Here is a 26464-nt window from a genome sequence, read left to right as displayed (position 1 = left end):
AACCATGCCCAGAGCTTTACTGATTGCATTGCTCATCAGCCTTACCGGTTGCTCGCCGCCAGAAGAACAGCCGGCTGACAGCCCTGCGCAGGTTGTTTACCCTGCGGATAAAACCCGACCCGAGAGCCGGAGTGAGTTCACCATTGTTATTGCTGCCGATCCCTGGTGCCCACACAACTGCCTGGCCGGATCCGACCGCGAGGGTTATGCCATAGATGCGGCAAGAGAAATTTTCGCTGGCGCCGGATATGAAGTTGAATACATCAATGTTAGCTGGGCAAGAGCCCTTCAGCTGGCAAGGCAGGGGCGAATCGATGCGGTCGCAGGCGCATTCAGGGGTGACGCTCCGGACTTTGTTTTTCCACAGGAAGCCAGCGGAATTTCACGAACACACCTTTATACAAATGCTGAAAACCAGTGGGAATATCGAGGCATAGCCTCACTAAAAGAGCAGACCCTGCTTGCGATTAATGGATACTTCTACTCGCCTGAGCTGGACAACTACATTGCAAGTACGCCGGACGACCCAAGCCTGGTGTGGATACTGTCAGGGCCTGCGCCCCTTGACCGCGCCATCCGCCTGCTCGAGCAGCACCGGACAGACGTTTTTGTAGAAGATGAGTCAGTTATGAGCTGGGCGCTGAAGGGTCGGGACAATACACGAATCCGAAGTGCTGGCGAAATCTACCGGGCGCCTTTCTACATTGCGTTTTCGCCGGCCAACCCGAAAGCCGAAACCTTCGCCAGAGTGCTGTCAGATGGCACCCGGGAGCTTCGGCAATCGGGGCGGCTCAGTGAAATCCTGGCCGGCTACGGCCTGCTTTTATTTTCCGTTGACTGAAACGCGGTGATCTCTTCGCCTGCGGATGTTGTCAGAATAAGTTGCCCGTTACGACCGATCGCCGCACGCTTAACCTTTGCCATGAGCTCCAGAAAGCGATTTTCCTGATTCATCAGTGCCGGTGCGCAGGCCATTCTGGTAGCAAACAGATTGTCGAAGCTAACCCCTTCGGCAGTGAGCTCGTACTGGCCGCCGTAGCGGTTGCAAGACGCCCTCCCCGCGAGACGATTGTCATCCAGAAACTCAACGGTCATCCGCGAACTATCAATAATGCCGGCGCCTGCGAGATCCTCAACAACCCATTCTGCACCTCGGAACAAACGCTGAGGATCACCGCCACAGCCCTGGAAAACTTCACCGTTCAACTCCAGACGAACCTGCGCCGGAAATTGGGCGCCAGACATGTTGTCCTCACACAACTGACGGGCCACCTTGAGCGTCAATTCCTGCCCATCCAGCTCACCACGGAACTCTCGTCCATGCTGGTTAGCGACGGTTGTTTCCAGCGCAACTTCCTCGGGCTCTCCGGTATCAGAAGGACGGTTCAGTACCAACACCTGATGCGCCACGCTGACATGCCAGAAAGGCTCGTTGCCAGTGGCCTCAAACGGCATTTCCAGGGCGCCGGCCTGCAGGCACTCCGGGTACATCTGTCCTTTTACGCTGAACAACGCTCTCTCGCCTTTGCTCCAGAAGTAGGTTTCATCATCGTCCGGCGCTACATAACGAGCTCCGGAAGCGCTCACTTCCTGGTTCAGCAGAAGGCGCTGGCCCTGGTAATCAACGGCAAGCTGGTCTCCGTTTCCGACGTTGGTAGCGGTTACGTTCAACTGGCCACACTGATAGCTGAATGAACTCTCCGGAGCATCTGGCCCGGTAGCGCAGGCAGAGAGAAAAAGCCCGCTGGCTGCAACAACAGACGTCACCAAGATCTTTTTCAAGTCCATGAACACACCCCGGAATTGTAACGTGAACGAATACGGGCATCTTAAAGGCAAGTATTGTTCAAAACCAATCGCAGAAGCTCCGCAACCATTAAAATCACGCAACGCATGCCGCCATACTGCTTTTTATCCCTCTTCCTGAGGGTTATGCTGAGGGCCGATACTCAGGAGACAACGCATGGCTCTCAGGCTTTATCAGTTCGCCATATCCCACTATTGCGAGAAAATTCGCTGGGCGCTGGATTACAAGAATCTCAGTTATGAAACCACGAACCTGCTGCCGGGGCAGCACATAAAAACCATGCAAAAGCTCACCAAAGGCGCGGGCGCTTCAGTACCTGTGCTGGTGCATGATGGTGAGGTTATTCAGGGCTCTTCCCACATACTCGACTATCTTGACAAAACTTTCCCTGACAAGCCGCTCACTCCTATGGATGAGCCTGCCAAAGCCCTGGCGCTGGCGTGGGAAAAGCGCCTGGATGAAGAAGCCGGCCCCGCTGTGCGCTGTTACTCCTACCACCATTTCCTGCAGCGCCCGAAAATAGTGGTGCCAATGCTGGCGGCAGGCACACCCTTCTACAATCGCATTCTGCTCAGCCTCGCCTTCAGCCGGGTAAACGAAGTGATGCGAAAATGGATGAAGATAAACGAGAGGACCGCTGAGCAGTCCCGGGAAGTCATGGAGAACCTGCTCACCGAACTGGCGGAAACCTATAGCCGGCAGCCGTTCCTCGCTGGTGAGTCCTTCTCCCGCGCAGATCTGACAGCCGCAGCACTGTTCGCGCCTCTGTTTCAACCTGCGGCCTATCCGGTACCCTGGCCAAAGCCAGCAAGAATTCCGAAGCAGGTGCAGGCCTGGCTCACCCAGTGGCAACCGCAGCTACAGGTTCTTGAACGAGTTTATAACGGGTATCGCTAACCCTGCAGCCACCCTCAGCACCTTGACCTGCCCAACCAGAGTATCCACTTCATTGAACCCCGGACGTTCATGCCATGACTGAATCCAATTCCCGCCTGGCTCCCAGGCTCAGACTCAAAGCCGGCGACACCATAGCCCTTGGACCCGGCAAGGCTCAGCTGCTCGAACTGATCCAGCACCACCGTTCAATCTCTGCTGCAGCAAGAGCCTTGAAAATGAGTTATCGGCGAGCATGGTTGCTGGTAGACACTATGAACACCTGCTTCAAGAGTCCGCTGGTGTTTACCGCCACAGGAGGCAGCCAGGGAGGAGGCGCTGAGCTTTCTGAAGAAGGACAAAAAGTACTCAAGCTATACCGGCAGTATGAAAAAGCCGTTGCAGAGCGCCCAGAACTCACCGAGCTGGCAGCCATGCTGAGCGACGAAAGCACGCTTTAAACCTCAAGGAAAAGACAATAATTCCCTTGTATCCCGTCACAGGCGACTATACCATTCTCATCGTTATATACGACCGGATACAAGGTAAGTGATCCATGCTCATAAAGATAAAGCTCTATCGTCAACTGACCGCCTTGTGGCTCACAATCATTCTGCCTCTGGCTTCAGTCAGCTCAGCCTATGCCGCTGATGTACGCATCGCTGCAGCCGCCAACTTCACGGACACAACTCGCGAGCTCATTGATGCCTTTGGTGAGGCTACCGGGTTGGAGGCCGTTGCAAGCTACGGCTCCACCGGCAAGCTTTACGCTCAAATTGATAACGGCGCGCCATTTGATGTGTTTCTTGCCGCAGACAGCCTTCGTCCGGAACTGCTGGAGAAAAATCAACAGGGTGTTTCAGGCACGCGATTTACCTATGCCCGCGGCAAACTGGTGCTCTGGAGCCCGGTACCCGGTACATTTGACGATCCCGAGGCCTGGCTTGAGTCCGGCGAATTTGCCCGCCTGGCGATTGCAAACCCGAAAACAGCGCCCTACGGTTTCGCGGCCCAGGAAGTTCTCACCAAACTGGGCCTTTGGGACGCCTTGCAGGATCGCCTGGTTCGCGGCGACTCTATTGCCCAGACCTTCCAGTTTGTCGCCACCACCAATGCCCAGTCCGGCTTTGTTGCTCTCTCACAGGTGCGCTCTTGGGATGACAAAGGCGGTTCGCTCTGGATGATTCCACAAGCCGACTACTCCCCCATCAATCAACAGGCTATTCTTCTGACTCGCAGCGAAAAAAACGATGCTGCACACCAGTGGCTTGAGTTCCTGCGCGGCGACAAAGCCCGAGGTATCATTGAAAGCTTTGGTTATGAAACCGACCATTAAAATGTAACCCGGCCAACACCATGGACATATACTGGGAGCCAGTGTGGCTCACCTTGAAGCTTGCAGGTTTTACCACCGCCATACTTCTGGTTGTGGGAACACCCGTCGCCTGGTGGCTGGCCCGCAGCACGCACTGGATAAGACAACCCATTGCAGCGATTGTTGCTCTGCCCCTGGTATTGCCGCCTACAGTTCTGGGGTTCTACCTGCTGGTGCTCATGGGCCCTAAAGGCATGGTTGGCCAGATTACCGAGCAGTTGGGGCTTGGCTTATTGCCGTTTACCTTCGAGGGTCTGGTTATAGCCTCGGTTATCTATTCCCTGCCATTTACCGTTCAGCCCCTGCAAAATGCTTTCGCCTCCATTAATCAGCAACTGCTTGAAGTAGCATCCACGCTTCGGGCTTCGCCTCGGGATCGCTTTTTTTCTATTGTGATCCCCCTGGCAAGACCAGGATTTCTGACCGCCAGCGTACTCACCTTCGCCCATACCATCGGCGAATTTGGCGTTGTACTTATGATCGGCGGCAACATACCCGGTGAAACCAAGGTGCTCTCGGTGGCCATTTACGACCATGTAGAATCCCTGGAGTACACCCAGGCCCATTGGCTGGCAGCGGGCATGGTTGTCTTCTCCTTTATGGTGCTCGTAACTCTGTATTCACTCAATGGCCGGCTGCAGTCCGGGCTGGTGAAGTGATGGCAGCACAAGGAATACAGGCACGCTTCAACTGTAAGTTCGGCGCGTTTGAACTGAGCGTCGATCTGAATCTCCCGGGTAGCGGCCTGACCGCTCTGTTCGGGCACTCCGGCTGCGGGAAAACAACGCTGCTGCGCTGTATGGCAGGCCTGCAAGCGGCGGACGGCATCATGTGTGTTAACGGAGACGAGTGGCAAACCGAGTACGGCAGCCGCCCTGTTCACCAGCGCCCACTGGCCTATGTGTTTCAGGAAACCAGTCTGTTCCCCCATCTCTCGGTAAAACGAAACCTGATGTACGGGTACAAACGCATCCCTCAAAGCGAGCGCCAGATAACATTTGATCAGGCTGTTGCATGGCTGGGGCTGACTCACCTGCTTGGTCGCATGCCGGAAAAACTCTCTGGCGGGGAGCGTCAGCGTGTTGCTATCGCCCGGGCGTTACTGACCAGCCCCCGGCTCCTGTTACTGGATGAGCCCTTGTCTGCTCTCGACCAGAACAGCAAACAGGAGATCATGCCCTATCTGGAAGCTCTGAGGGACAAGCTGGCAATCCCGATGCTCTACGTTTCCCACTCGACGGCGGAGGTTGCAAGGCTGGCAGATCACATTGTGATGATGGATGGAGGGCAGGTAGTTGCTGAAGGCCCGCTGCAACAGATAATGGCGCGCACGGACCAACCTTTCGGTCTTGAGGAGGATGCAGGCGTGATTCTCGATGCGACTATCTCGGAGCGTGATGCTCAGTGGCATTTGTGCCGTGCTGATTTTGCCGGAGGCAATCTTTGGCTAAGGGCGGATGGAGGCTTGCCAATCGGGCAGAAAATCCGTCTGCAAGTGCTTGCCAGAGATATCAGCCTGGCCTTGAGCGAGCAGACCGATCAAAGCATTCAGAACCTGCTCCCCGCAACCGTCGACGAAATAGCCTCGGATGTCAGCCCGGGGACCTCCATGGTGCGCCTGCTGGCAGGTCAAACACCGTTTCTCTCGCGCCTTACGACACGAGCTGTTCATACCCTTGCTATAAAGCCCGGGCAACAGGTGTGGATGCAAGTGAAGTCTGTGGCGATCGTTGATTGATGGGGGTTTCCGGACCAGAAACCCCGCAATGACTCAGCGGGTACCGAACACCACCATAGTTTTGCCTTTAACTCTTACAAGCCCCTGATCTTCCAGGGTTTTTAAAACCCGACCTACCATTTCTCGGGAGCAGCCAACAATGCGGCCGATTTCCTGACGGGTGATTTTGATCTGCATGCCGTCGGGATGTGTCATGGCATCCGGCTCTTTGCACAAATCCAGCAAGGTGCGGGCTACCCGACCCGTTACATCCAGGAATGCCAGATCGCCAACTTTGCGGGTAGTCTGGCGCAGCCGCGAGGCCATCTGCTCGCCAATAAAGTAGAGAACGCCAAGATCCTGCTGGGCAATTTCGCGGAATTTGGGATAGCTGATCTCAGCTACCTCACACTCAGTTTTTGCTTTTACCCAGGCACTGCGGGAATCCATGTTGTCAAACAGGCCCATCTCGCCAAAAAAGTCTCCGGCATTGAGGTAGGCCATGATCATCTCGCGACCATCATCGTCTTCAATAATGACCGTAACTGAGCCCTTGACGATATAGAAAAGGGAATCGCTTTTATCGCCAGCATAAATAATGGTGCTCTTGGCCGGGTACCGGCGGCGATGACATTGCGAAAGAAAATAATCGAGATGCTTGGTTTTCTGCTCAACCGGCTTGACGATAGTGGCCATGGTGCGAGTCGTGCCTCCTCAAATACTGACGGGTTCCAATGTTTTTTTATTCACCCGGCTTTCCCTGCGGGTTCATTTATTTTCGCTGCAAAACAGAGCAACTTATAACAAGAAGGTCTGCTTCGGGCAACTGGAAACAGTATACAAGATGTATCTGGATACGGCTGTTACCGTCTGTCAGCAGGCCCCGGTTGTGCTAGCATCCGACTCCAACAGTTTATTTCCGGGCAGGCCGATGTCCGCCCCTGCCTTACAGGAGAACACCTTCATGAAAGCAACCATCGACTGGACAGGCAATGCCAGTTTTCGCGCTACCAGCGGCACCGGCCACTCCGTACAACTGGACGGCCCGCCAGATCACGGCGGCGAAAACCTCGGGCCCCGCCCCATGGAATTGCTTCTGATGGGCCTGGGCGGCTGCTCGTCATTTGACGTGATGAGCATCCTGAAAAAAAGCCGCCAGGATGTCACTGCCTGCCACGCCGAACTGGAAGCCGAACGGGCAGATGCCGTCCCGTCGATATTCACAAAAATCCATCTTCATTTCATTGTGACCGGGCGCAACCTCAAGGAAAGTCAGGTAAAACGTGCCGTTAGCCTGTCAGCTGAAAAGTACTGCTCCGCCTCAATCATGCTCGAACAGGCAGGCGTGGAAATCAGCCACAGCCATGAAATCTGCGACACGGAATAAGCTCTGGTCACAACACTATTCAATGCCCGGTGGGCCGTGCATAATACCGCCCTTTCTCCGCCGGTCTGCGCAAAAAGGTGAACAACCTGGTCAGTAGTCGGTGGCGGCCTATGCAGGGCGTGCAACCGCCGCTCTGCCGTCATTCATCTCCATAATGCGGAGGGGCTGAGCATGGAACCAAAACTCCAGTTGCACGGTTTCAACAACCTGACCAAATCTCTGAGCTTCAACATCTACGACATCTGTTACGCGCAGACCGAAGAGCAACGCGAAGCCTACATCGATTACATTGACGAGATGTATAACGCAGAGCGCCTTACGCAGATCCTGACTGACGTGGTCAAGATTGTCGGCGCTAACGTTCTAAACATTGCGCGCCAGGATTACGAGCCACACGGCGCATCAGTCACTATGCTCATCGCCGAGCACGAACTGACCAGCGGCGAAGAACCAGACAACGAAGAATCCCCCGGCCCGCTACCCGATACCATTGTGGCGCACCTGGACAAGAGCCACGTTACGGTGCACACCTATCCGGAGAGTCATCCGCACGAGGGCATCAGCACCTTCCGGGCGGATATCGATGTCTCCACTTGCGGTTTGATCTCGCCGCTGAAAGTTCTGAACTATCTGATCCACAGTTTCGATTCTGATGTGGTCACCGTTGACTACCGGGTACGCGGTTTTACCCGGGATGTAGACGGTACCAAGCATTATATTGATCACGATATCAATTCGATCCAGAACTACCTGACCGAAGATACGCAGAATGCCTATCAGATGATCGACGTGAACGTTTATCAGGAAAATCTCTTTCACACCAAAATGATGCTGAAAGAGTTCAACCTGGATAACCATGTATTCGGTGTGAACGCAGACGAGCTTGACCCGAAGATAGCTCAATCTATAGAAGATCGGCTGCGACGCGAAAAGCTGGAAATCTTCTACTCTCGCAACGTGGAATAACAACCCGAGGAAAGTGCGGAGTCAGGCAAACGGTTTCTGGGCAATCAGGCGTTGCACCATGGGTCTCACGATCAGATCCATGGCCAGCGCCATTTTTGTGCCCGGAATAACCAGAGTGTCGTGGCGGGAAAGCGTGCTGTTCTGTATTGCCTGCAACAGGTAGGGAAAATCCACGTCGGAGGCATCGCGGAACCGGATCACCAACATGCTCTCATCTTCACTAGGCACGTCCCGGACAACAAACGGGTTGGACGTGTCCACCAGAGGAATGCGCTGGAAGTTGATATGGGTGTGTGAAAACTGCGGCACTATATCGTGAACGTAATCATCCATTCGGTTGATGATGGTTGCGACTACAGCTTCCTGGCTGTAACCCCGCTGATGGGTATCCCGGTGTATTTTCTGGATCCACTCCAGATTCACGATAGGCACCACGCCAATCAGCAAGTCCACATACTGGGCAATATTGAACGCCTCACTTACAACTGCTCCGTGCAAACCTTCATAGAACAGCAGGTCAGTATCCGGTTCCAGCGACCCCCAGGCCGTAAATGTGCCTGGCTTATGTCCCTCAGCCTGCAGGCCACGATCTTCATCATGAACATACTGTCTATACCGGCCATTACCTGAGTGGCCATAGTCGTAAAAAAGAGCTTCGAGCTTGTCTATATGGTTGGCGGCAAGCGCAAAGTGGTTCCGCTCACCGAACTGTCCCTTGGCCGCCAATCGAGCCATCTGCTCCCGGTTGTAGCGGTGGAAACTGTCACCGCTGACCATGGCAGCCTCCAGGCCCTCACTGGCAAACATGCGCCGGAATATATGGCCGGTGGTACTTGTACCCGCACCGGACGAGCCGGTAACCGCAATAATAGGGTGACGTTTTGACATAACTGAGGCGCGCCGAGGGTTGGAAGGGAGTCAGATAAGAGTCAGGTCAGGCTGTCGAGCGAGCGGGGCTTCTCGATCACAAACCCCTGAGCATAATCCACACCAAGCTGCCTCAGTGTGTCGAGCACGTCGCGGGATTCTACCTGCGCAGCGACCACCTCGCGATCCATGTAATGCGCCATATCTACCATGGACTGCACCATCGCGCGATCGGTTTCACTCGTATTAAGCTGGCCTGTAAACGCACTGTCAATCTTGATCAAGTCGACCGGTAGCGCGCGCATGAACTCGAACGAACTGGGACCACTGCCGAAATTTCCGAGGCAGAATCTGCACCCAAGCTCTTTCATCTCGATAATAAAATCTGCTACCGCCTCCACATCATTGATCGCGGACGCTTCGGTTATTTCAAACCAGAGTCGCTCAATGGGCGCATCCTTTTCACTCAGCTTTTCATAAATGTATTCGAGCAAAGACTGGTCATTCAACGAGTAGCCAGAAAGATTAATACACACTCCGCCGAAATGACGGGGGTCCGGTGTCTGCACCCGTAACCAGTCCAACATGTGCCCGACCACCCAGCGATCAACAGCCTGCATACGATCATACCGCTCGGCCATTCGCACAAAGTCACGGCCGGTAATCAGCACCCCGGCATCATCGTACATACTGATCAGCACTTCATACTGGGCCGCCATATTTGTTCGGCTGTGCAGCGGAATAATCTTCTGGCAGCGCAGCAACATGCGCTCTTCGTCCAGATCACCAAGGCTGGCAACCTTCGCGGCAATCTGTTCCTGACGGGCCTGATCATCCGCACCCAGAGAATACTCTGCCACTTTGCCATGCCCTTTCTGCCTGGCAACACCCAAAGCCTCCTCAGACGCCCTCAGCCAGCGCTCAGCACTAACCAGGCCAGGCAGCTCTGGCACAACTCCGATGCTGGCAGATAATCTGTAATCACGGCCGCCGTAAACAAATTCAGCGGCTTCGACGACAGCAATCAGATTGCGGGCCGCATCGTCAGCGTTCTCAGACGGCACCAACATGCCAAACTCATTTCCCGCAAGCCGTGCCAGTGGCATGCCATCGCCCACATGTTTGCGTAACAGATCTGCGACACTTTTCAGGGTGTCGTCACCCGCCTGATAACCGGCCGTGTCGTTTAGCAGACGGAACTTCCGAAGATCCAACCGCAACAGGGAGCGCTCGTCTTCACGCCGGGCCAGTTGCTGATCGAGCATGCGCTCAAACTCCCGGCGCCCGAGCAGTCCGGTCAACTCGTCGTGGGTAGACGCCCAGGACAACTGGTCATAGACCTTCCGAACCATACGATCGATGCTTTCATCCACCAGAGGCCGCTCGTACTGGCCATCGGGCACGATTATGCCTTTGCGCATGTGGCGCGCCAGAGCTTCCAGCTCAAGCTCCACAACCCGCATACCCTGATGATTCACGAAAACAAACCGGCTGAATCCGCGAGCTACCCATACCAACCGGATGTACTGTGGCTCGTCGGGTTTTTCCTGATCTCGCAGCCAGTCTCCTGTCCGAAGCTTCTGGGCCCGGTTGATCCAGCGCTGGAGGCTACGCTGTTCACGCTCCGACAGCGATTGCTTGATATCTTTTTCCGTCTGTACCGGCGCCACCTCCACCATTTCAGGTGGTTTATCAGGGCTGCGCACCAGAAATTGTTTCAGCTCATCACGAATCTGGGAAGACGGCATGTGGTTGCTGGAAATGGACGACAGGCCATCCTGGATAACCCGAAGCAACTCAGGCAGGTTCACGGCGCTTTCGCTGTCATCAGCAAATGCGAGCAATGAATCAACCACAGAGAGATAGTCCTGCCAGGTCTGGCTGTCCGGACCCTGACGGATCCATGTCAGCGACAACAAATCCCGCCAACCACCATCAAGCAGGCTGAGCACAGCTTTCGGTACTTTGCACCCCGCCAGCTTCCGGTTCAGCACATCTGTTACTGCGGTCTTGGACTCGGCGACTTTTTGAGCGCCCTCCGCTGCGGCGGTTACCCGCTCTACATTGCGGCGATAAACCAGATTCTGGCGATCAATCAGTCCGTCAAGCTCATGAACCGTCTGCTCAAACACCCCGGTGTCCTGTTCAAACTCCGTGGTAATACGCTGGATAAGCTCATCAACCCGGCGCTGGATAACCGGGTTGAGCCTGCCACCCTTGACACCAAGCTGAGCCAGCCGGTTCATCACCCCTCGGACCGGACTGTTCTTATCATCGAAAAATGCGGGATCGCGCATTACAACTTTCAGAACCGGCACTTCAAGCTGGCGCATTCGCTCCTGGGCGTACTCGCTCAGCTTCGGGCTCTCGGTAACCGAGTTAAAAAAGCGGTCGACAACATCCAGCGTACCTTGCTGTTCATCGTCCAGCTTTTTAGCACCACTCTCGAGAACTTTCTCGACCACTCGTTCTCGCAGCGGAATAACGTTGCTGGCAGTGTCGACCGGCTCAGCCTGAAGCTGCTGAAGCTCACGCTGCAACTCGCCCGAAGTCATTGGCTGGGCGTTGACCGGGAAAGGCGCCGGCTCGGTCTCGCCACGGGTCGCGCGGCTGGCAGCAAGGGTTCCAAGCAGATTTCTTACAGTGGCAAAAGCGGTTTGCGCAGCCTGCGCATAACCACGGAACTCGCTACCAAGACGCGTCTTGCCGGAACCGGCATCACGGTTTGTTGATTGCTCAGCCGCAGATGCTGCAGGGTTATTCTGGGGATGCGTCGGTTGGGCTGGCGAAGTGTCTGGCTGCGACGTATTCGGCCCTGGCTCATCCTGGTTCCGCGCAGGCTGGCTCTTGTCTGGTGCCGGTTTGCTCTGGGAGCTGCCGACGGTCTGCTCACTCAAGTATTTGCTGAGATCCAGCTCTGGCAGAACTCCATGGCGAATCAGGATATTGTTCAGCTCTTTATACAAGGGTCCCAGGTGAAACAGCACCGTCTGTTCAAATGCCTTCAGACAGATTTTTTCAACCTCTCGGGAGGCTTTGAGCTGGCTCAGCCCTGAATGAAACGATTCGCACACCAGTGACGGGCCAAGCGGGTTATGGTGCCCGGTTGCATTGGCAATACCGAGCTTGTCCAGACGAAGCTTGAGCTGCAGCAGATCTTTACGATACTGGGTGTCGGCTTTTGTAACCATAACCCGGATTGTCAGCCAGTCTTCAAACTCACCCTTGTCCACCATAGAAAGCTCGGAACCAGGAAACCCTTTGGGTGCCGGCTTCAAAGGAGATTCGAGGGTGCGGGCTATCTGATGCCATATCACTCTCTGCCGGGCCTGAACCTGACCCGAAAAATCCATCATCTCGTTAGCTTGCTGATCATTTTTGGCTTTGTGTGCTGCGTCTTTCAGGGCAGCGGCCATTTGCACGAAGCAGGTATCCATGAGTGGTTCTATATGCTGAATAACCGCACGCGCAGACTGATGCAGAACAAACTGCACACGTTCACTCGGAGCGCGCAGAGAAGCACGCTCCTGATCATGGGAGCCCCCGCACTGTTTCAGCATCGCCGCAACCGCATCCGGGTTCGTGCGCGTAAAATTAACACCCATGGCACCATCAATACGCCGCACAACACTGACGTGAAGTTCATGCCGGCGTTTTCCATCCACATCACGGAAGCGCACAATCAGCTCTGATGGCGGGGAGGAAGCAAAAACCCGATCGAGCTTGCGGGATGTTTCTCCGGAATAGCGAACAAACAGGCCTTCGGGGCAAAAATCCGCAATCTGACATGGCCAGGACTCGCCCATGCCCAGATCAATCTGGGCAGCAAGTTTGATGGGTTTGCGGGGGCTGCTGCGTCTTTCTCTCGGATCCATGAACTACCTGATATCGCGCAAAACCGGAAGGGGGCCGGGTATTCTGCCCGCTAACGACTAACTTTACCGAAAACAGCGGCTTCTGCCACTTGTCGTTATAAAAAATGTGACGGTGCTTATAACCGCGATAACAAGTGTACTATAGCGGCTCGTTGCGGGCACAAAAACAGTGCCGTCTTAACGTCATAACCTACAAAACAGCTTAGTCAGATCTATACAGTTTTGCTACTGGTGCAATCCGGCTATGGCTTCCATGTGATTTACCGCGCCATAGAGTCGCTTTCCCAGCGGCCTGAAAAACAACGCCGCCAGGCGTTGCAGGATCTTTCAAAGCGGCTTGAAGAAAACTTTTGAATTGCGCTGAGTGTTGTAAGAGGCGAGCTTTGGCCCGGGCAACGCCTGAACCGTGCTGGGCTGGAAACCCCGCTCACGAAACCAGTGCTCGGTTTGTGTGGTGAGCACGAACAACTTCTGGATACCCTGGCTACGGGCATGCTTTTCAATCATTAACAGAATCTCGTCGCCACGACCGGCACGGCGATAGGCAGAATCCACCGCGAAGCAGGAAAGCTCGCCTGCGCCTTCATCCGGATAGTTGTGCAGGGCCGCGCAACCCACAATGGTGCCGTCTCGCTCAGCCACAACAAAGTGTTCAATGTCGGTCTCCAGCATTTCCCGGGACCTCCGCACGAGAATTCCCTGCTCTTCAAGCGGCTCAATCAGCCCAAGAATTCCGCCAATGTCCTCGGCCCGGGCCTGCCGGATCTGCTCATAGTGATCACCGCTGACCAGTGTGCCTGTACCATCCCGGGTGAACAGCTCTTCCAGCAGCGCACCATCGTTCACATAGCTGATGATGTGCGCGCGCCGCACGCCCTTCACACAGGCGTCACAGGCGGCGCGCAGCAGGTCTGCGTCATGTCCCGTAACAGTTCCGTCCGCCAACCGCTCCGGAGCCTGGCGTGCTGAAAGCTCACGAATAAGAGAACCGTCCTGCTCCAGCAGACCCTGGTCATCAATAAAGACGATAAGCTTTTCTGCCTGCAGCGCCGCTGCAACCTGGCTACCGACGTCTTCGTACGACAGGTTGAACGTGTCGCCTGTGGGTGAGTAACCCATGGGGGGAAGCAAAACGATATGCCCCTGTTCCAGCAGCTTCTCAATACCACCCACATCGACGCGCCGTACCTTGCCGGTGTATCCGAAATCGATTCCGTCCAGCACGCCAACCGGCTTCGCAGTCACATAGTTGCCGCTGCTTACCCGAATGCGAGCGTTGTGCATGGGGGAGTTCACCAGCCCCATGGATAGCTGGCTTTCAAGGTATGCCCGTAAACCACCGGTTGCTTCCATAACCAGCGGCAAATGGTTTTCGGGGGTAATGCGCAGGCTACGGGAAAATGAAGATTCCAGGCCGGCGGCATCCAGGCGGCTCTGGATCTGCGGCCGCGACCCGAATGCCACCACCAAACGCATGCCCAGACTACTCAACAGCGCGATGTCATGGATGATGTTGATAAAGTTTTCATGCTCAACCGCATCACCCGGGATGGTCAACACCACCGTACGGCCACGGTGGGCGTTGATATAGGGCGATGAATGGCGAAACGAATGCAGCCAGCCGTTCGATTTCAAATATTGTTCCTCAATCCGTAGTTTTTAATGCGCTTACCAGTCTACTCCAAGAGTGCTGCCGGGCGCCCACTCCAAAACCGTGGAGCGCCAGGGATGGCGCGACCGAGCCCTACAGGGACGTATTTACGGGCGTGTTTTGGAGTGGGCGCCCGGCAGCGCTCAGCCACTTGGTCTGAAGCGCAAGGATACTTAAAGACAAAACTGCCGGATAAGACCCCTGAGAATGGTCACCGTGGGCTCCAACTGCGACAATTCTATAAACTCGTCAGGCTGGTGTGCCTGATCGATAGAACCCGGGCCTAGAACCAGCGTTTCCATACCAAGCTTCTGCAACCAGGGAGCCTCGGTCGCAAAAGCGACCGCTTGGGCGGTATGCCCGGTAAGCTGCTCGCAAGCTTTCACGAGCTCGGCGTCCGCCGGCGTTTCAAATGGCGGTACGCCATCAAACAGCGGCTCGAATTCCATTATCAATTCGCGCCGCTCAGCCACCGGCTGAATTCTGTGCAGAATGTCCTGGCGCAGGTTTTCCATGCTCATACCGGGTAGCGGGCGCAGATCAAAGTGCAGCTCGCAGCGGGCGCAAATGCGGTTCGGGTTATCACCGCCGTGAATGCATCCCAGGTTGAGGGTTGGTACCTGAACGTCGAAATTTGTGTTGCGGTACTGTTGTTGCCAATCAGCGCGCAGTCCCAGAAGCTCACCGAGGGCCTCGTGCATACCTTCCAGAGCATTGCGCCCCAGCCCCGGATCGGACGAATGGCCAGATTGTCCCTCAAACGTTAACCGCTCCATCATGATGCCTTTGTGCATACGCACAGGCCGCAGGCTGGTGGGCTCGCCAATAACTGCATAACGGGCTTTCGGTTTGCCGGCTTCAGCGAGGGCCCTGGCTCCGTTCATGGAGGTTTCCTCATCCGCTGTCGCGAGAATGATCAGCGGTTGCTTCATGTCAGTGGCTGTAAACGCCCTGGCGGCTTCAATTGCGAGAGGGAAAAAGCCTTTCATGTCGCAGGTGCCCAGACCATACCAGCGATTGTCACGTTCGGTCAGGGTAAAAGGATCGCTTTGCCAGCGCTTGTCATCAAAGGGCACAGTATCCGTGTGACCGGAAAGCACAAGACCACCGGGGCCGCTGCCCAGAGTAGCAATGAGGTTATATTTGCCGGGCATGCCGGGCACCGCCAGAATTTCTACCGAGAACCCCAATGCTTCCAGCCACTCACCCAGCGTTCTTATCACCGGCTCATTGCTGTGGTCCCACTCGGCCGATGCACTGCTGATAGACGGCAGTGAAACCAGTGTCGCCAGCATCTCGCGCACATCGGGGACGGTCTCGGCCCTGTTTGTAACCTTGCGGCTGTCACTTTCGCCGTGAAACTGCTGCATTATGCTGCCTCGCTCTGGCTCGTGCGCTATTGTGTCTGGCCGCGCCGCCAAACCTCAAACACTGTAATCGCGCGGATTGCTATCGGGTAGGCCACCTCGCCTCCGGCGACCTCACGAGCAACTTCCAGTTGTCGCTCGGTAACACTCGCCAGACGGCCCTCCACCAGATTTCCGTTGGAGAGTGACACCCGCACCTTGCGCCCGATCCATGCCGTCGACGTCTCAAGGTCTTCAGCATGCCAACTGGTAACCGCTGGATTCTCGCGAGCAACTACCGGCTCAAGCGATTCCCTGGACGGCTCTGCAACAACCGGTTCAGCCTTGCGAAGAAACACGTCAGGCACCATTGCCCCATTGTATTCCAGCGTCCAGACCCGGGTGCTATCCGCACTTTCATCCTCTGTGCGAACCGGTATACCCAGCGTTTCAGAACCCGGCCGCACTGTCGCTGTTATTTCCCCACCCTCAAGCAGCCACTGCCGATACAGTGCCCGCAACTGGTCGCTGGCCCGCCAGCCATACACCTTCAGTGAAGCTTCGAAAGCTCCCAGCGCGCGTGCAGCCCACTGACCGGGATCCACGCCAGCTTCACGGGCGCAATAGGCTGCAACCCGGCGCATAAGCCCCCCGTCTCTCAGGGTTATTTCAAGGGGTTGAGATGAACTCGTCAGAGTCTCTGCAGGCGACATCAGGCTTATACGGGCACCAGGCCAGTTAAGCTCCAGGCTACCGGTATTGGCGGTGTTCAGTTCGAGATGAACATGGTCAGAGGTCTGGCGCACAATAAGCTCGCCGGCCAAACGGGTGATTCCCATGCGCAGCAGATCACCACTACCGAGTTGCTGGCGCGGATCCGGCGCGCAGGGAAGTGCAAACAAAGCTGCCTGCTCACCCCCGCTGGCTCCATCTGCAGTTACCCAGTTCCGGAACATGGTTGCCTCAAGCACCAGTGCCAGACCTTCCGCCTGCAGCGACCAGCTGGCTGGCAGGTCGGAGGGATCCATAAGCGCAGTAAGCAGTGCAACGGGGGAGCCGGCATCAAACTCTGCCCGACCTATAACCAGTGGCTGGGTCAGTTCAAAGTCCTGCCAGTGTGCACCGGACAGCACCAAGCGACCCTCGACCCCGGATCCTATCTTGCCGCGCTTCAGAACCCCGCTCTCGCCGAGCGCCTGGCGCGCCTCTGACATACGCTGGTCCGCCAGCCACCAGACGCCGGCCTTGAACGCGGCAAACCCGAGCAATGCAGCCAGAATCAGAGTTGTGAGCAGACGTCTCATCCGGAAAATCCTCAGGCAGTGCCGTCAGTTGCAGGAAATCGTTAGTTGCGGGAAATCAGGGTACCGACACCCTCATCCGTAAAGATTTCCAGCAGGCACGCGTGAGCCACCCGGCCATCAATGATATGGGACGTTCGCACGCCATTCTCTACTGCGCTCAGCGCACAGCGGATCTTCGGCAGCATGCCGCCGTGAATGGTGCCGTCTTCAATCAGATCATTCACCTGTTGCGCAGTCAGCCCGGTGAGCACCTTGTCTTCCTTGCTCTTGAGCCCCGACACGTTGGTCAGCAGCATCAGCTTCTCGGCCTTCATGGCCTCTGCGACCTTGCCGGCCACCAGATCTGCATTAATGTTGTAAGAGGCACCATCCGGCCCAACACCAATCGGCGCAATGACCGGGATCACATTGCTGCGGGTGAGCATGTCAATAACATCCACATTGATACTGGCCACCTCGCCAACACGCCCGATATCAATGATTTCGGGGCGTTCCAGCTCCGGCGAACGATCCACCACTTCGAGTTTGCGGGCACGAATAAGATTGGCGTCCTTTCCGGTCAGGCCTATAGCGGTGCCGCCCTGGGCATTGATCAGTGACACAATTTCCTTATTGACCTGGCCACCCAACACCATTTCCACCACATCCATGGTTGCGGCATCGGTAACACGCATGCCATTCACAAAGCGGGACTGGATATTGAGGCGTTGCAACAGTTCGCCAATCTGGGGTCCACCACCATGGACAACGATAGGGTTGATGCCCACCAGCTTCATCAGGACCACATCACGGGCGAAACTGCTTTTGAGATCCTCGTTTTCCATGGCATTGCCGCCATACTTTATGACAACCGTTTTGCCGGTAAACCGTTGAATATACGGTAAACCACGGCTAAGAACGGTAGCCACCTGCATTGCAGTTTCACGATCCAGCGTCATCTTGTTGCCTTAATAAATCAGAAATAAAAAGTTGGAAACCCGCACCGCCTGCATCAGAACTCAGCCACGATATCCGGTGCCGCTTTCTGCAACTCGCCCCTGAAGACATCTTTTATTCGATCCAGCGCCTCTTGCGTTTCGGCTTCAAAACGCAATACCAGCACCGGTGTGGTATTGGAAGCACGGCACAGACCCCAGCCGTCGGCGTAATCCACTCGGATTCCGTCTATGTTGCTGATATTACCATCGCCAAACTCACCTTCCCGGGCCAGCTTCTCCATAATACTGAACTTACTGCTTTCCGTTACTTCAACGTTAAGCTCCGGCGTGCTGATATCCTCAGGGAAGTCTTCAAACACTTCATCGCTGTGGCGGTCTTCAATGCCCAGTATTTCCAGGAGTCTGGCAGCCGCATAGAGCCCGTCATCAAATCCGTACCAGCGTTCCGCGAAGAAAATATGGCCACTCATTTCACCCGCCAGCAAGGCTCCGGTTTCCTTCATCTTGGCCTTCATCAGCGAATGCCCGGTTTTCCACATAATCGGTCGCCCGCCAGCTTCGGAAATCACGCCGGCAAGCCTACGGCTGCATTTCACATCGTAGAGCACATCAGCACCTGGGTTTCGTGATACCACGTCCCGGGCGAAGAGCATCAGCAGGCGATCTGGCCAGATAATCTTGCCGGAATTAGTCACCAGACCCAGTCGGTCGCCATCACCGTCAAATGCAATGCCAAGATCTGCACCTTCGGCTTTGACTTTTTCAATCAGGTCAGCAAGATTGGCAGGTTTGCCAGGATCCGGATGGTGGTTCGGGAAGTCTCCGTCAACATCGCAGTATAGCGGGACCACTTCACAGCCAAGTTCTTCAATCAGCATGGGCCCTAACTCGCCCGCGATACCGTTTCCAGCATCCACTACGACCTTGAGCGGCGCAGCGACAGCAATGTCGCCAACAATACGATCAAGATACGCCCGGCGCACATCCTCAGAGGACTGGGCGCCGCGGCCAGCGGCCAGGTCACCCGACTGCACTCGCCGATAAAGCGCCTTGATTGCATCACCAGACAGGGTTTCACCACCCAGCATTATTTTGAGGCCGTTGTAATTGGCCGGATTATGGCTACCCGTGACCATAACACCCGACCCGTTTTCAAGATGGTGGGTGGCAAAATAGAGTACGGGCGTTGGTACGGCACCAACATGAATAACGTTACAACCCGAAGCCATGACGCCCCTGGCCAATGCATCCGCCAGATCGGGGCTTGAATGACGGCCATCGTAGCCGATGCATAGTGATGGCAGCCCGCGGCTGATGGCTTCTGAACCTATAGCAACGCCGATCCTCTCAACAATAGACGCAGACAGAGTCTCTCCAACAATACCCCGGATATCGTAGGCCCGGAAAATTCCCGGTGACATCTCTACTGCAGGCTCGCCTGTCTCTTCAACCCCCGGCATTTCTCCGCCGGTAAAAAATGAGCTGTCATTATTGCCGCTGCCAAAGCCCAGGACGTCTTCATCTCCGTCGAGCATGTCGATGTCCGGCAGTTCCTTATCCTGGAACAGGGGCTCGGCGTCTGCCGCTTCAGCCGTCTTTACACCTTTTGCAGGCTTCGGCCGGACATTTTCTGCGGCCTTTGCCAAACGCTTCTCTGTCACCTGAGACAGCCGATAAAGAACCTCGCCGGCAGAGGCGACCATGTCCCACTGGAAGCTTGGCAACTTCTGGCGCTCACCGCCAAATACCTTGTGTGCCCACTGGATCAGGCTGGTCACTTCCCGGCGCAGGCCTTTTTGAGCGCTGATCAGCAACCACCACACGAGTAGTGACGCCACAAGCGCCGGAATACCAACCAACAGCGCTACCATCACAATGCTGACAGGCGGCTCCGGCGCAGAGCCCGGTTTATAGCTGACAGTCCAGTCAGGATTCGCCAGTGTCCGGGTTTCAGTGGTATTCGCACCAGCAACACCGCCACCCTTGCCTACGAAGGGACGGGACGCTCCGGCAACCGTTTGTATCAGCGCCAGCTCACCTCCAAGTCTTGTGTTTACCACAGTAAGAAGCGGCTGCATCACCGAGGCGTCGAAGACCATCAGAATACTGCCAACAACGGCTTTGCTGACCGGATTACGCACGGGGGATGCCATCTGAATATACCACTGGTTTTCCCGCGGAAAAGCGTCCGGGTGCAGGGGCTGGCCGTTCTCCGCACGGCGTGCCAGCTCGAGTCCTGCGAAACCCAGCAGCTCGCTTCCGTTCCCGGTCCTTGGAATCTGGCGGTAAGAGAAAAGAAAAGCAGCTTTAACGCCCGGCATAGCGGTGACCAGATTTTGCTCAACAGCCCCGGTATCGGCACGCTCCATCAACGTATCTACAACATGGGGCTGTGTTGCCAGGCCATTTACGCTCTGCTGCATCAGCGCAAGGTACTGGTTAATACGCTGCGCGGCCGCATCGGCCTCTACGGTTTTCCAGGCATTGAAGCGCTTGTCTGCAGCAGGCTGCAGCACCAGAAAATGCACCAGTGCCACGGCTGCTACGCCAGCCAGCAGAACAACCAGAGCCTGGCTAAAAGCGGTCGAACCCAGGTGTTTCCTTTTTGAACCACCGGATGCCCGGGCTTTCGGTTTTTGTTCAGCTTCAACTGCCGACTGCTCATCAACAGGCGCTTCGGGAGCTTTTTTCTTACCCAGCTTCATAGTTCATCCTGCAAAAGTTTTGTCCTGGAGCAAGCGCTTAACGGCAGAGTATAGACGCCGCAACAGGTTTCTGCGCTTCTGTTACTCTGTCCCGGTAGAGCCAAAGCCGCCTTCGCCACGGCTACTGGCGTCAAATTCGGAAACTACTTCGAAATCTGCCTGAATCACCGGCACCAGGACCAATTGGGCTATCCGCTCACCAACGTCGATCGTAAAAGCGGCGCTGCCTCGATTCCAGCAGGACACCATCAACTCGCCCTGGTAGTCGGAATCGATCAGTCCCACCAGGTTGCCAAGCACAATTCCGTGTTTATGCCCAAGACCGCTTCGGGGCAGAATCATGGCAGCCAGCGATGGATCAGCAATGTGGATGGACAGCCCGGTCCGGATTAACGTCGTATCGCCCGGGGCCAGTGTTAACGGACCATCAAGGCAAGCCCGCAAGTCCAGACCGGCAGAGCCCTCAGTGGCGTATTCCGGAAAAGCTATCTGGCTGCCAATCCGGTCATCAAGAATGCGTACCTGTAAATTTTTTCTGCTCATGTTATCCCTGCTTCAGGTGTTCGCCAATCAACGCTACAAGACGTGAACCAACCGCCTGTTTGGTAGCTGGACCTATAGTTTCCTGCCCTCCTCGCCAGAACACAGTGACAGCGTTATTGTCACTGTTGAACCCCAAACCCGGAGCAGACACATCATTGGCAACAATCATACGCAAGTTTTTGCGCTGCATTTTGTCTTTGGCATAGCGGGCTACATCTGAGGTTTCAGCCGCAAAGCCCACAGTAAACGGCGCATCCGGACGCCCGGCAATGGTGGCCAGCGTATCCGGATTGCGTATCAGTGGCAGCGCCATGGCCTCACTGGATTTCTTGATCTTGTCGCTGGCACAGATCTCGGGTCGATAATCTGCTACCGCGGCGGTCGCAATAAACAGGTCACAGCCTTCGTCCACTGCTTGCGTAGACGCCTGCAGCATGTCATCTGCCGTAAGCACGTTGCGGACCTCAACCTCTGCCGGAGCAGGCAAAGTGACTGGTCCGCTGATCAAAACAACACTGGCGCCTGCCTCCCGGGCCGCTTCGGCCAATGCATAGCCCATTTTGCCTGAGCTGTGATTACTGATATAGCGTACTGGATCTATAGGTTCTCGCGTAGGGCCTGCGGTAATAACCACTCGCTTACCTGCCAGCCCATCGGAATCGGGCTTTTCTCTCATGATCAGACCCGCAATCACCGCAGCTTCGAGCATGCGCCCGGGGCCGTTATCACCACAGGCCTGCTCGCCCTGATCAGGCCCCCAGAGTGTTATCTGCGGATCTTCGCTCAACAAGCGGATGTTGCGCTGAGTGCGTGTATTACTCCACATCGCCTGGTTCATCGCAGGTACCACAGCAATTGGGGCCTCGGTTGCACAGCACACGGTGGACAGCAGGTCGTCGGCCATACCCTGGGCAAGTCGCGCAATAAAATCGGCAGAGGCCGGAGCAATAACCACCTGATCGGCCCACTTCGCCAGCTCGATATGCCCCATACCAGCTTCGGCTTCAGGATCGAGCAGTGAGGTCCGCACCGGCTCGCCACTAAGAGCCTGAAACGTCAGAGGCGTCACGAAGGCCTCTGCGCCCCGGGTCATGATCACCCTGACTTCATACCCAGCCTTTTTCAGCAGGCGCACAAGCTCGGCGCTCTTATAGGCTGCAATGCCGCCTGTTATACCCAGCAGAATTTTTCTGACTGCCATAAAGGCTCCGTATCCACTTAAAAAGAAAGGCTTATAAGATAGCATGCCCTGACGATACCGACAGCCCGCCAGAACCACAGTACGTTTACCGTTTGTTGCGTTTTGAAGTAACCTTTGTAATCGAATGGTGCAGGAAGCACCAAAGCCATCAAACCAAACGCAAGGAAGCTCAAATGACTGCTCCCACCTGGCCTGTAGACGAACGTCCCCGGGAACGACTGCTTTCCCACGGGCCCGAAAGCCTCTCGGACGCCGAGCTCCTGGCAATTTTCTTGCGCACCGGCACCACCGGTATGCCGGTAATGGAACTCTCGCGATATTTACTGCAGGAGTTTTCCGGACTGCGCGGGCTGCTGACTGCCTCTCGCAGACAGTTCTGTAACGTGAAGGGGCTGGGCACCGCAAAATATGCGCAGGTGCAGGCTGCGATGGAAATGGCCCGACGGGTTATGGACGAGCCACTGCGCCAGGGTGATCCGCTGCGCTCACCGGAGGACACCCGGCGCTTTCTTATGAGCCGACTGGGCACCTATCCTCACGAAGTTTTCGCGGGTCTTTTCCTGGACAACCGGCACCGGGTAATCCACTACAGGGAGCTGTTTCGTGGCACAATTGATGGTGCAGCCGTGTATCCGCGAGAGGTTGTCCGCCAGGCACTTGAGGACAATGCAGCCGCTGTTATTTTTGCCCATAACCACCCTTCCGGAGTCGCCGAACCCAGCCAGGCCGACATTTCGCTGACCAGGCGCCTGAAAGAAGCTCTCGGACTGGTGGATATCAGGGTTCTTGACCATATGGTGATTGGCCACGGTGAGGTAATATCTCTCGCAGAACGTGGATTGATGTAGGTCGGCATGAATCAGATGTCGGAAAACTGACCAAATTCCCAACAATTTTTTGCGTTGGGGGGCTGGTTCTGGTATAAAAGCGTCCCTTTCTGGCGGCGTCTGGCGAGCAGCGTTCAGTTTAGAGGCGCAAACAGGGGCGTAACCGTTCCTCGGCAACCAGAGACGCATTAAAATCGAATTCGCACTTATTAGACCATTGCTCAGGTCGGAGGCAAGTATGTCCAGAGTTTGTCAGGTAACCGGTAAGCGTCCGGTTTCCGGTAACAACGTATCCCACGCGATGAATCACACTCGTCGTCGTTTTCTGCCGAATCTGCAGAGCCACCGCTTTTGGGTTGAAACCGAAAAGCGTTTCGTGAAGCTGCGCGTATCCACCAAGGGCATGCGCATCATCGACAAAAAAGGTATTGACGCTGTATTGGCCGATCTTCGTGCCCGCGGCGAGAAATTTTAAGGAGCTGCATCATGCGCGAAAAAATCAAGCTGGTATCTTCAGCAGGAACAGGTCACTTCTACACGACCATGAAGAACAAGCGTAACACCCCGGAAAAAATCGAGATCAAAAAGTATGATCCGGTTGTCCGTAAGCACGTTGCGTACAAGGAAGCCAAGATCAAGTAATTATTGATCCGGCATCCACAAAAAACCCGGCCATGGCCGGGTTTTTTGTGGATGTTTCAGAACTTCTCCAGATACCCATCCGGAAGCGCAATATCCATAGCGATCGGCAAATGGTCAGACATGGGGTAGCTAACCACCTCAGCGCGCCGGATCTGCAAACTCGGACTCACCAGAATATGATCAAGCGCCTTTTCAGGCCTCCAGCTCGGAAAACTGTGCGCGGTATCCGGCAAGGGCACCAGATCTGTATTGCGAAGCGGTGTCCGGTTCAGAAGCTCCTCAGCGTGATTATTCATATCCCCCATCAGGATTACATGCCGATACTTTGATATCAGCTCGCTGATAAACCCGAGCTGACGTTGCTGGGCTGCCTTACTCAGCGAAAGATGCATCAGCACCAGAACCAGCGGGTCCTCTTCAGTACCGTACCGGGCAACGATCGCCCCCCGCCCCGGAATCAATCCCGGCAACTTGTACTCTTTCACGTCCAGCGGCCGAAACCGGCTGAGCAAACCATTGCTGTGCTGGGCAATCTGCCCCAGGTTACGATTCAGCTGTTGGTGCCAATAGGGTATTCCTGCGGCTTCAGCAAGATACTGCACCTGATTGATGTATCCACTGCGCAGACTCCCACCATCGCACTCCTGCAAAGCGACCACATCGTAGTTACTAACCAGTGAGGCAATTCGATCCAGGTTCTGAATACGGCTGCGGTTGGGAAGGAAGTGCTGCCAGCTTCGGGTCACGTAGTGGCGGTAGGAAGAGGTACTGATCCCCACCTGTATATTGAACGTCAGTAGCCGGAGATAACGATCAGGCTCGAAAGCGGGCACATGCTCCAGGCCCGAGTTAGAACCCTTCGGCTCGCCCCGGGCACTGATGATCCCGTTCAACTGCTTCCTGAAGCGTTTATACATAATAACCCTGCTGCTCTGCTCCGCTTGATAACCGTAAACGCTTATAAGTTACCGTGCGGAGCACCAACTTATTGATCCGCAGCGTGCTCTTTCTCAACCAGATAATCGACGACCGCGAGCATCGACTCGAGACTACCGGCCATTGAGGCGCTGACCGTATACTTTCCATTTACCAGCATAGTCGGTGTGCCGGTAATACGCGCGCCCCGGATTTTCGACTGCGCCTGCTGCATGTGGGCATTTACGCCGAAGCTGTTGTAGCTATCAAGGAATTCAGCGCGATCTACACCATGCTCAGCAACAAAATCAGCCAGCGAATCCCCATCATTAAGGGGCCTCCGCTGACCTGCCAGGGCCTCAAACAGCGGATCGTGCAATTTATCCAGAGCATTGATGGCTTCAAGCGCGTAGAACGCCCGGGCATGCGGCTCCCAGGAACGGCCCAGCGCCGCTGGAATGCGCACATAACTTACATAATCGGGAGCCTTTGACTCCCAGCTCTCTGCCAGCGGCTTGAAGTTATAGCAGTGCGGGCAGCCGTACCAAAATACTTCCGCCACCTCAACGCCGGAATCGGTGTCTGTGCGCACGGGGGCATCCAGTTTCTTGTAGTGCGTGCCTTCCTTCCAGTCGGCGGCATTGGCGTGGCCGAATACTGCCAGGGCTGTTAACAGCACAGCAACCGCTCTGAACGCTCGGAACATGAAATATCTCCAGATTATATGAATGTCGTTATCGGGGAATTATGACCCGTCGAACCTGAAAAGTTCCACTGTTCATGGATTACAGGAAGGACAGACAAAAAACCCCGCACAAGGCGGGGTTTTCGGGAACAGAATTACTGAATCAGTTCAGGCCAGAAATATAACTGGCTACCGCTTCAATTTCTGCATCCGTCAGCTTGGACGAAACATCTACCATGATCGCCGCACTGGCGTTATTAGCCCGGGAGCCGTCACGGTATGCTTTCAACTGCTTGACCAGATATTCGGCATTCTGACCACCGAGGTGCGGATATCCTGCAGGCTCGTTACCCTTACCCTGCGGGCTATGACAAGCTGCACAGGCTGGAACGCCGGAGGCCATATTACCACCGCGATAAACTGCAGCGCCTTTTTCCACCAAATCCGGATCCGCCTGACTGACCGGCATTGCCTGCTGCGCAAAATACGCCGCAAGATCACGAAGATCCTGCTCGGATTTACCGTCAAGCTGGCCAGTCATTTCCGGAATAGCCCGGGAATTTTCCTGGATGGCCACCAACTGGTCATACAGATACCTTTCACCCAGCCCGGATATTTTTGGATAGACGCCCATAATCGGCTTCGCTCCACCCTGGCCATGACACGCCTGACAGGCTGCAGCACTCTGCTTGCCCGCTTCAGGATCACCTGCTCCGTGCGCCATGGCTGTAAGGCCAACGCCGAAAACAAACCCTGCGATCAGTTTCTTCATGCTCGCTCCGCTTCTCTCATCTCGAAAATATTCTTTGTTTGCAGCCGGCAGACGGTGGCCAGCCACGC

25 protein-coding genes are annotated in these 26464 nt (G+C 55.5%); 11 read left to right on the top strand and 14 right to left on the bottom strand.

Going from position 1 to position 26464, the window contains the following annotated elements:
• Nucleotides 1-4 precede the first annotated feature (4 nt).
• Entirely contained in the window at nucleotides 5-841 is an 837-nt protein-coding gene (locus ACN0RL_RS08645; protein WP_417515731.1) for a substrate-binding periplasmic protein, read from the top strand.
• Here ACN0RL_RS08645 and ACN0RL_RS08640 read toward each other — a convergent pair.
• Entirely contained in the window at nucleotides 811-1788 is a 978-nt protein-coding gene (locus ACN0RL_RS08640; protein WP_417515729.1) for an META domain-containing protein, read from the bottom strand. The two genes, ACN0RL_RS08645 and ACN0RL_RS08640, sit on opposite strands and share 31 nt — an antisense overlap.
• Nucleotides 1789-1963: 175 nt before the next feature.
• Here ACN0RL_RS08640 and ACN0RL_RS08635 point away from each other — a divergent pair, with 175 nt between their 5' ends.
• The 5 genes from ACN0RL_RS08635 to modC all read left to right on the top strand — a co-directional run bounded on the left by ACN0RL_RS08635 (nucleotide 1964) and on the right by modC (nucleotide 5793).
• A complete protein-coding gene (locus tag ACN0RL_RS08635) occupies nucleotides 1964-2704 on the top strand; it encodes a glutathione S-transferase family protein (RefSeq protein ID WP_417515727.1) in 741 nt (246 codons plus the stop codon).
• 74 nt (nucleotides 2705-2778) lie between these two features.
• Entirely contained in the window at nucleotides 2779-3141 is a 363-nt protein-coding gene (locus tag ACN0RL_RS08630; protein ID WP_417515725.1) for a winged helix-turn-helix domain-containing protein, read from the top strand.
• 95 nt (nucleotides 3142-3236) lie between these two features.
• Nucleotides 3237-4016, top strand: a complete 780-nt coding sequence (gene modA, locus ACN0RL_RS08625; RefSeq protein ID WP_417515723.1) for a molybdate ABC transporter substrate-binding protein — start codon at nucleotides 3237-3239, stop codon at nucleotides 4014-4016.
• 20 nt (nucleotides 4017-4036) lie between these two features.
• On the top strand, nucleotides 4037-4714 hold the full coding sequence (modB, locus tag ACN0RL_RS08620) for a molybdate ABC transporter permease subunit (protein WP_417515721.1): 678 nt from the start codon (nucleotides 4037-4039) through the stop codon (nucleotides 4712-4714).
• Nucleotides 4714-5793, top strand: coding sequence for a molybdenum ABC transporter ATP-binding protein (modC, locus tag ACN0RL_RS08615; protein ID WP_417515719.1), 1080 nt, complete (start codon nucleotides 4714-4716; stop codon nucleotides 5791-5793). Before modB ends, modC begins: the two co-directional genes overlap by 1 nt.
• A 33-nt stretch (nucleotides 5794-5826) precedes the next feature.
• On the opposite strand, the gene crp is transcribed toward modC, so the two are convergent.
• The gene (gene crp, locus ACN0RL_RS08610) at nucleotides 5827-6468 is read right to left on the bottom strand and encodes a cAMP-activated global transcriptional regulator CRP (RefSeq protein WP_096783948.1); all 642 of its coding nucleotides are present in this window, start codon (nucleotides 6466-6468) and stop codon (nucleotides 5827-5829) included.
• A gap of 268 nt (nucleotides 6469-6736) precedes the next feature.
• Between crp and ACN0RL_RS08605 the strand changes: the two genes are divergently transcribed.
• Both ACN0RL_RS08605 and speD read left to right on the top strand, forming a co-directional pair.
• The gene (locus ACN0RL_RS08605; RefSeq protein ID WP_417515716.1) at nucleotides 6737-7159 is read left to right on the top strand and encodes an OsmC family protein; all 423 of its coding nucleotides are present in this window, start codon (nucleotides 6737-6739) and stop codon (nucleotides 7157-7159) included.
• A gap of 171 nt (nucleotides 7160-7330) precedes the next feature.
• A complete protein-coding gene (gene speD / locus ACN0RL_RS08600) occupies nucleotides 7331-8125 on the top strand; it encodes an adenosylmethionine decarboxylase (RefSeq protein ID WP_417515714.1) in 795 nt (264 codons plus the stop codon).
• A 21-nt stretch (nucleotides 8126-8146) separates the two neighbouring features.
• Here the strand turns inward: speD and ACN0RL_RS08595 are convergent, their stop codons facing one another.
• The 9 genes from ACN0RL_RS08595 to coaBC form a co-directional block, all read right to left on the bottom strand.
• Nucleotides 8147-9013, bottom strand: coding sequence for a phosphoribulokinase (locus ACN0RL_RS08595; RefSeq protein ID WP_417515712.1), 867 nt, complete (start codon nucleotides 9011-9013; stop codon nucleotides 8147-8149).
• Nucleotides 9014-9054: 41 nt separating this feature from the next.
• Complete coding sequence (locus ACN0RL_RS08590) at nucleotides 9055-12867, bottom strand: DUF1631 family protein (RefSeq protein ID WP_417515710.1); 3813 nt, start codon at nucleotides 12865-12867, stop codon at nucleotides 9055-9057.
• Nucleotides 12868-13194: 327 nt separating this feature from the next.
• Nucleotides 13195-14502, bottom strand: coding sequence for an amino-acid N-acetyltransferase (argA, locus tag ACN0RL_RS08585; protein WP_417515708.1), 1308 nt, complete (start codon nucleotides 14500-14502; stop codon nucleotides 13195-13197).
• Between the two features lie 189 nt (nucleotides 14503-14691).
• Nucleotides 14692-15888, bottom strand: coding sequence for an acetylornithine deacetylase (gene argE, locus ACN0RL_RS08580; protein WP_417515706.1), 1197 nt, complete (start codon nucleotides 15886-15888; stop codon nucleotides 14692-14694).
• Nucleotides 15889-15914: 26 nt separating this feature from the next.
• Nucleotides 15915-17168: an acetylornithine deacetylase gene (locus ACN0RL_RS08575; protein WP_417515704.1), complete on the bottom strand. Its 1254-nt coding sequence runs from the start codon at nucleotides 17166-17168 to the stop codon at nucleotides 15915-15917.
• Between the two features lie 41 nt (nucleotides 17169-17209).
• Complete coding sequence (gene argB, locus ACN0RL_RS08570) at nucleotides 17210-18106, bottom strand: acetylglutamate kinase (RefSeq protein WP_417515702.1); 897 nt, start codon at nucleotides 18104-18106, stop codon at nucleotides 17210-17212.
• A 53-nt stretch (nucleotides 18107-18159) separates the two neighbouring features.
• Nucleotides 18160-20811, bottom strand: a complete 2652-nt coding sequence (locus ACN0RL_RS08565) for a phosphomannomutase/phosphoglucomutase (protein ID WP_417515700.1) — start codon at nucleotides 20809-20811, stop codon at nucleotides 18160-18162.
• Between the two features lie 81 nt (nucleotides 20812-20892).
• Nucleotides 20893-21354 carry a dUTP diphosphatase gene (gene dut, locus ACN0RL_RS08560; RefSeq protein WP_417515698.1) on the bottom strand — a complete coding sequence of 154 codons (462 nt, stop codon included), beginning with the start codon at nucleotides 21352-21354 and terminating at the stop codon, nucleotides 20893-20895.
• Nucleotide 21355: 1 nt separating this feature from the next.
• Nucleotides 21356-22555, bottom strand: coding sequence for a bifunctional phosphopantothenoylcysteine decarboxylase/phosphopantothenate--cysteine ligase CoaBC (gene coaBC, locus ACN0RL_RS08555; protein ID WP_417515696.1), 1200 nt, complete (start codon nucleotides 22553-22555; stop codon nucleotides 21356-21358).
• Nucleotides 22556-22728: 173 nt separating this feature from the next.
• Here coaBC and radC point away from each other — a divergent pair, with 173 nt between their 5' ends.
• The 3 genes from radC (at nucleotide 22729) to rpmG (ending at nucleotide 24024) form a co-directional block, all read left to right on the top strand.
• Nucleotides 22729-23403 carry a RadC family protein gene (radC, locus tag ACN0RL_RS08550; protein WP_417515694.1) on the top strand — a complete coding sequence of 225 codons (675 nt, stop codon included), beginning with the start codon at nucleotides 22729-22731 and terminating at the stop codon, nucleotides 23401-23403.
• Between the two features lie 217 nt (nucleotides 23404-23620).
• A complete protein-coding gene (gene rpmB / locus ACN0RL_RS08545; RefSeq protein WP_072795892.1) occupies nucleotides 23621-23857 on the top strand; it encodes a 50S ribosomal protein L28 in 237 nt (78 codons plus the stop codon).
• 11 nt (nucleotides 23858-23868) lie between these two features.
• Nucleotides 23869-24024, top strand: coding sequence for a 50S ribosomal protein L33 (gene rpmG, locus ACN0RL_RS08540; RefSeq protein WP_071263342.1), 156 nt, complete (start codon nucleotides 23869-23871; stop codon nucleotides 24022-24024).
• Between the two features lie 56 nt (nucleotides 24025-24080).
• On the opposite strand, the gene ACN0RL_RS08535 is transcribed toward rpmG, so the two are convergent.
• The 3 genes from ACN0RL_RS08535 to ACN0RL_RS08525 form a co-directional block, all read right to left on the bottom strand.
• Nucleotides 24081-24941, bottom strand: a complete 861-nt coding sequence (locus tag ACN0RL_RS08535) for an endonuclease/exonuclease/phosphatase family protein (protein ID WP_417515691.1) — start codon at nucleotides 24939-24941, stop codon at nucleotides 24081-24083.
• A gap of 68 nt (nucleotides 24942-25009) precedes the next feature.
• A complete protein-coding gene (locus ACN0RL_RS08530) occupies nucleotides 25010-25645 on the bottom strand; it encodes a thiol:disulfide interchange protein DsbA/DsbL (protein WP_417515689.1) in 636 nt (211 codons plus the stop codon).
• A 142-nt stretch (nucleotides 25646-25787) separates the two neighbouring features.
• The gene (locus ACN0RL_RS08525) at nucleotides 25788-26396 is read right to left on the bottom strand and encodes a c-type cytochrome (RefSeq protein ID WP_417515687.1); all 609 of its coding nucleotides are present in this window, start codon (nucleotides 26394-26396) and stop codon (nucleotides 25788-25790) included.
• Nucleotides 26397-26464: the final 68 nt, after the last annotated feature.

The sequence above is a fragment of the Marinobacter sp. genome, from assembly GCF_048259445.1.
GTDB lineage: Bacteria > Pseudomonadota > Gammaproteobacteria > Pseudomonadales > Oleiphilaceae > Marinobacter.
This window is presented reverse-complemented; position numbering and strand designations above follow the sequence as displayed.

Excerpts from the sequence above, each read along its gene's own strand:
- modC (WP_417515719.1), top strand. The coding sequence starts at position 4,714 with ATGGCAGCACAAGGAATACAGGCACGCTTCAACTGTAAGTTCGGCGCG.
- modA (WP_417515723.1), top strand. The coding sequence starts at position 3,237 with ATGCTCATAAAGATAAAGCTCTATCGTCAACTGACCGCCTTGTGGCTC.
- ACN0RL_RS08605 (WP_417515716.1), top strand. The coding sequence starts at position 6,737 with ATGAAAGCAACCATCGACTGGACAGGCAATGCCAGTTTTCGCGCTACC.
- crp (WP_096783948.1), bottom strand. The coding sequence starts at position 6,468 with ATGGCCACTATCGTCAAGCCGGTTGAGCAGAAAACCAAGCATCTCGAT.
- speD (WP_417515714.1), top strand. The coding sequence starts at position 7,331 with ATGGAACCAAAACTCCAGTTGCACGGTTTCAACAACCTGACCAAATCT.
- ACN0RL_RS08565 (WP_417515700.1), bottom strand. The coding sequence starts at position 20,811 with ATGAAGCTGGGTAAGAAAAAAGCTCCCGAAGCGCCTGTTGATGAGCAG.
- ACN0RL_RS08595 (WP_417515712.1), bottom strand. The coding sequence starts at position 9,013 with ATGTCAAAACGTCACCCTATTATTGCGGTTACCGGCTCGTCCGGTGCG.
- ACN0RL_RS08530 (WP_417515689.1), bottom strand. The coding sequence starts at position 25,645 with ATGTTCCGAGCGTTCAGAGCGGTTGCTGTGCTGTTAACAGCCCTGGCA.
- dut (WP_417515698.1), bottom strand. The coding sequence starts at position 21,354 with ATGAGCAGAAAAAATTTACAGGTACGCATTCTTGATGACCGGATTGGC.
- modB (WP_417515721.1), top strand. The coding sequence starts at position 4,037 with ATGGACATATACTGGGAGCCAGTGTGGCTCACCTTGAAGCTTGCAGGT.
- argB (WP_417515702.1), bottom strand. The coding sequence starts at position 18,106 with ATGACGCTGGATCGTGAAACTGCAATGCAGGTGGCTACCGTTCTTAGC.
- ACN0RL_RS08630 (WP_417515725.1), top strand. The coding sequence starts at position 2,779 with ATGACTGAATCCAATTCCCGCCTGGCTCCCAGGCTCAGACTCAAAGCC.
- ACN0RL_RS08635 (WP_417515727.1), top strand. The coding sequence starts at position 1,964 with ATGGCTCTCAGGCTTTATCAGTTCGCCATATCCCACTATTGCGAGAAA.
- ACN0RL_RS08525 (WP_417515687.1), bottom strand. The coding sequence starts at position 26,396 with ATGAAGAAACTGATCGCAGGGTTTGTTTTCGGCGTTGGCCTTACAGCC.
- ACN0RL_RS08590 (WP_417515710.1), bottom strand. The coding sequence starts at position 12,867 with ATGGATCCGAGAGAAAGACGCAGCAGCCCCCGCAAACCCATCAAACTT.
- argE (WP_417515706.1), bottom strand. The coding sequence starts at position 15,888 with ATGCAGCAGTTTCACGGCGAAAGTGACAGCCGCAAGGTTACAAACAGG.
- radC (WP_417515694.1), top strand. The coding sequence starts at position 22,729 with ATGACTGCTCCCACCTGGCCTGTAGACGAACGTCCCCGGGAACGACTG.
- rpmG (WP_071263342.1), top strand. The coding sequence starts at position 23,869 with ATGCGCGAAAAAATCAAGCTGGTATCTTCAGCAGGAACAGGTCACTTC.
- coaBC (WP_417515696.1), bottom strand. The coding sequence starts at position 22,555 with ATGGCAGTCAGAAAAATTCTGCTGGGTATAACAGGCGGCATTGCAGCC.
- ACN0RL_RS08640 (WP_417515729.1), bottom strand. The coding sequence starts at position 1,788 with ATGGACTTGAAAAAGATCTTGGTGACGTCTGTTGTTGCAGCCAGCGGG.
- ACN0RL_RS08575 (WP_417515704.1), bottom strand. The coding sequence starts at position 17,168 with ATGAGACGTCTGCTCACAACTCTGATTCTGGCTGCATTGCTCGGGTTT.
- ACN0RL_RS08535 (WP_417515691.1), bottom strand. The coding sequence starts at position 24,941 with ATGTATAAACGCTTCAGGAAGCAGTTGAACGGGATCATCAGTGCCCGG.
- ACN0RL_RS08645 (WP_417515731.1), top strand. The coding sequence starts at position 5 with ATGCCCAGAGCTTTACTGATTGCATTGCTCATCAGCCTTACCGGTTGC.
- rpmB (WP_072795892.1), top strand. The coding sequence starts at position 23,621 with ATGTCCAGAGTTTGTCAGGTAACCGGTAAGCGTCCGGTTTCCGGTAAC.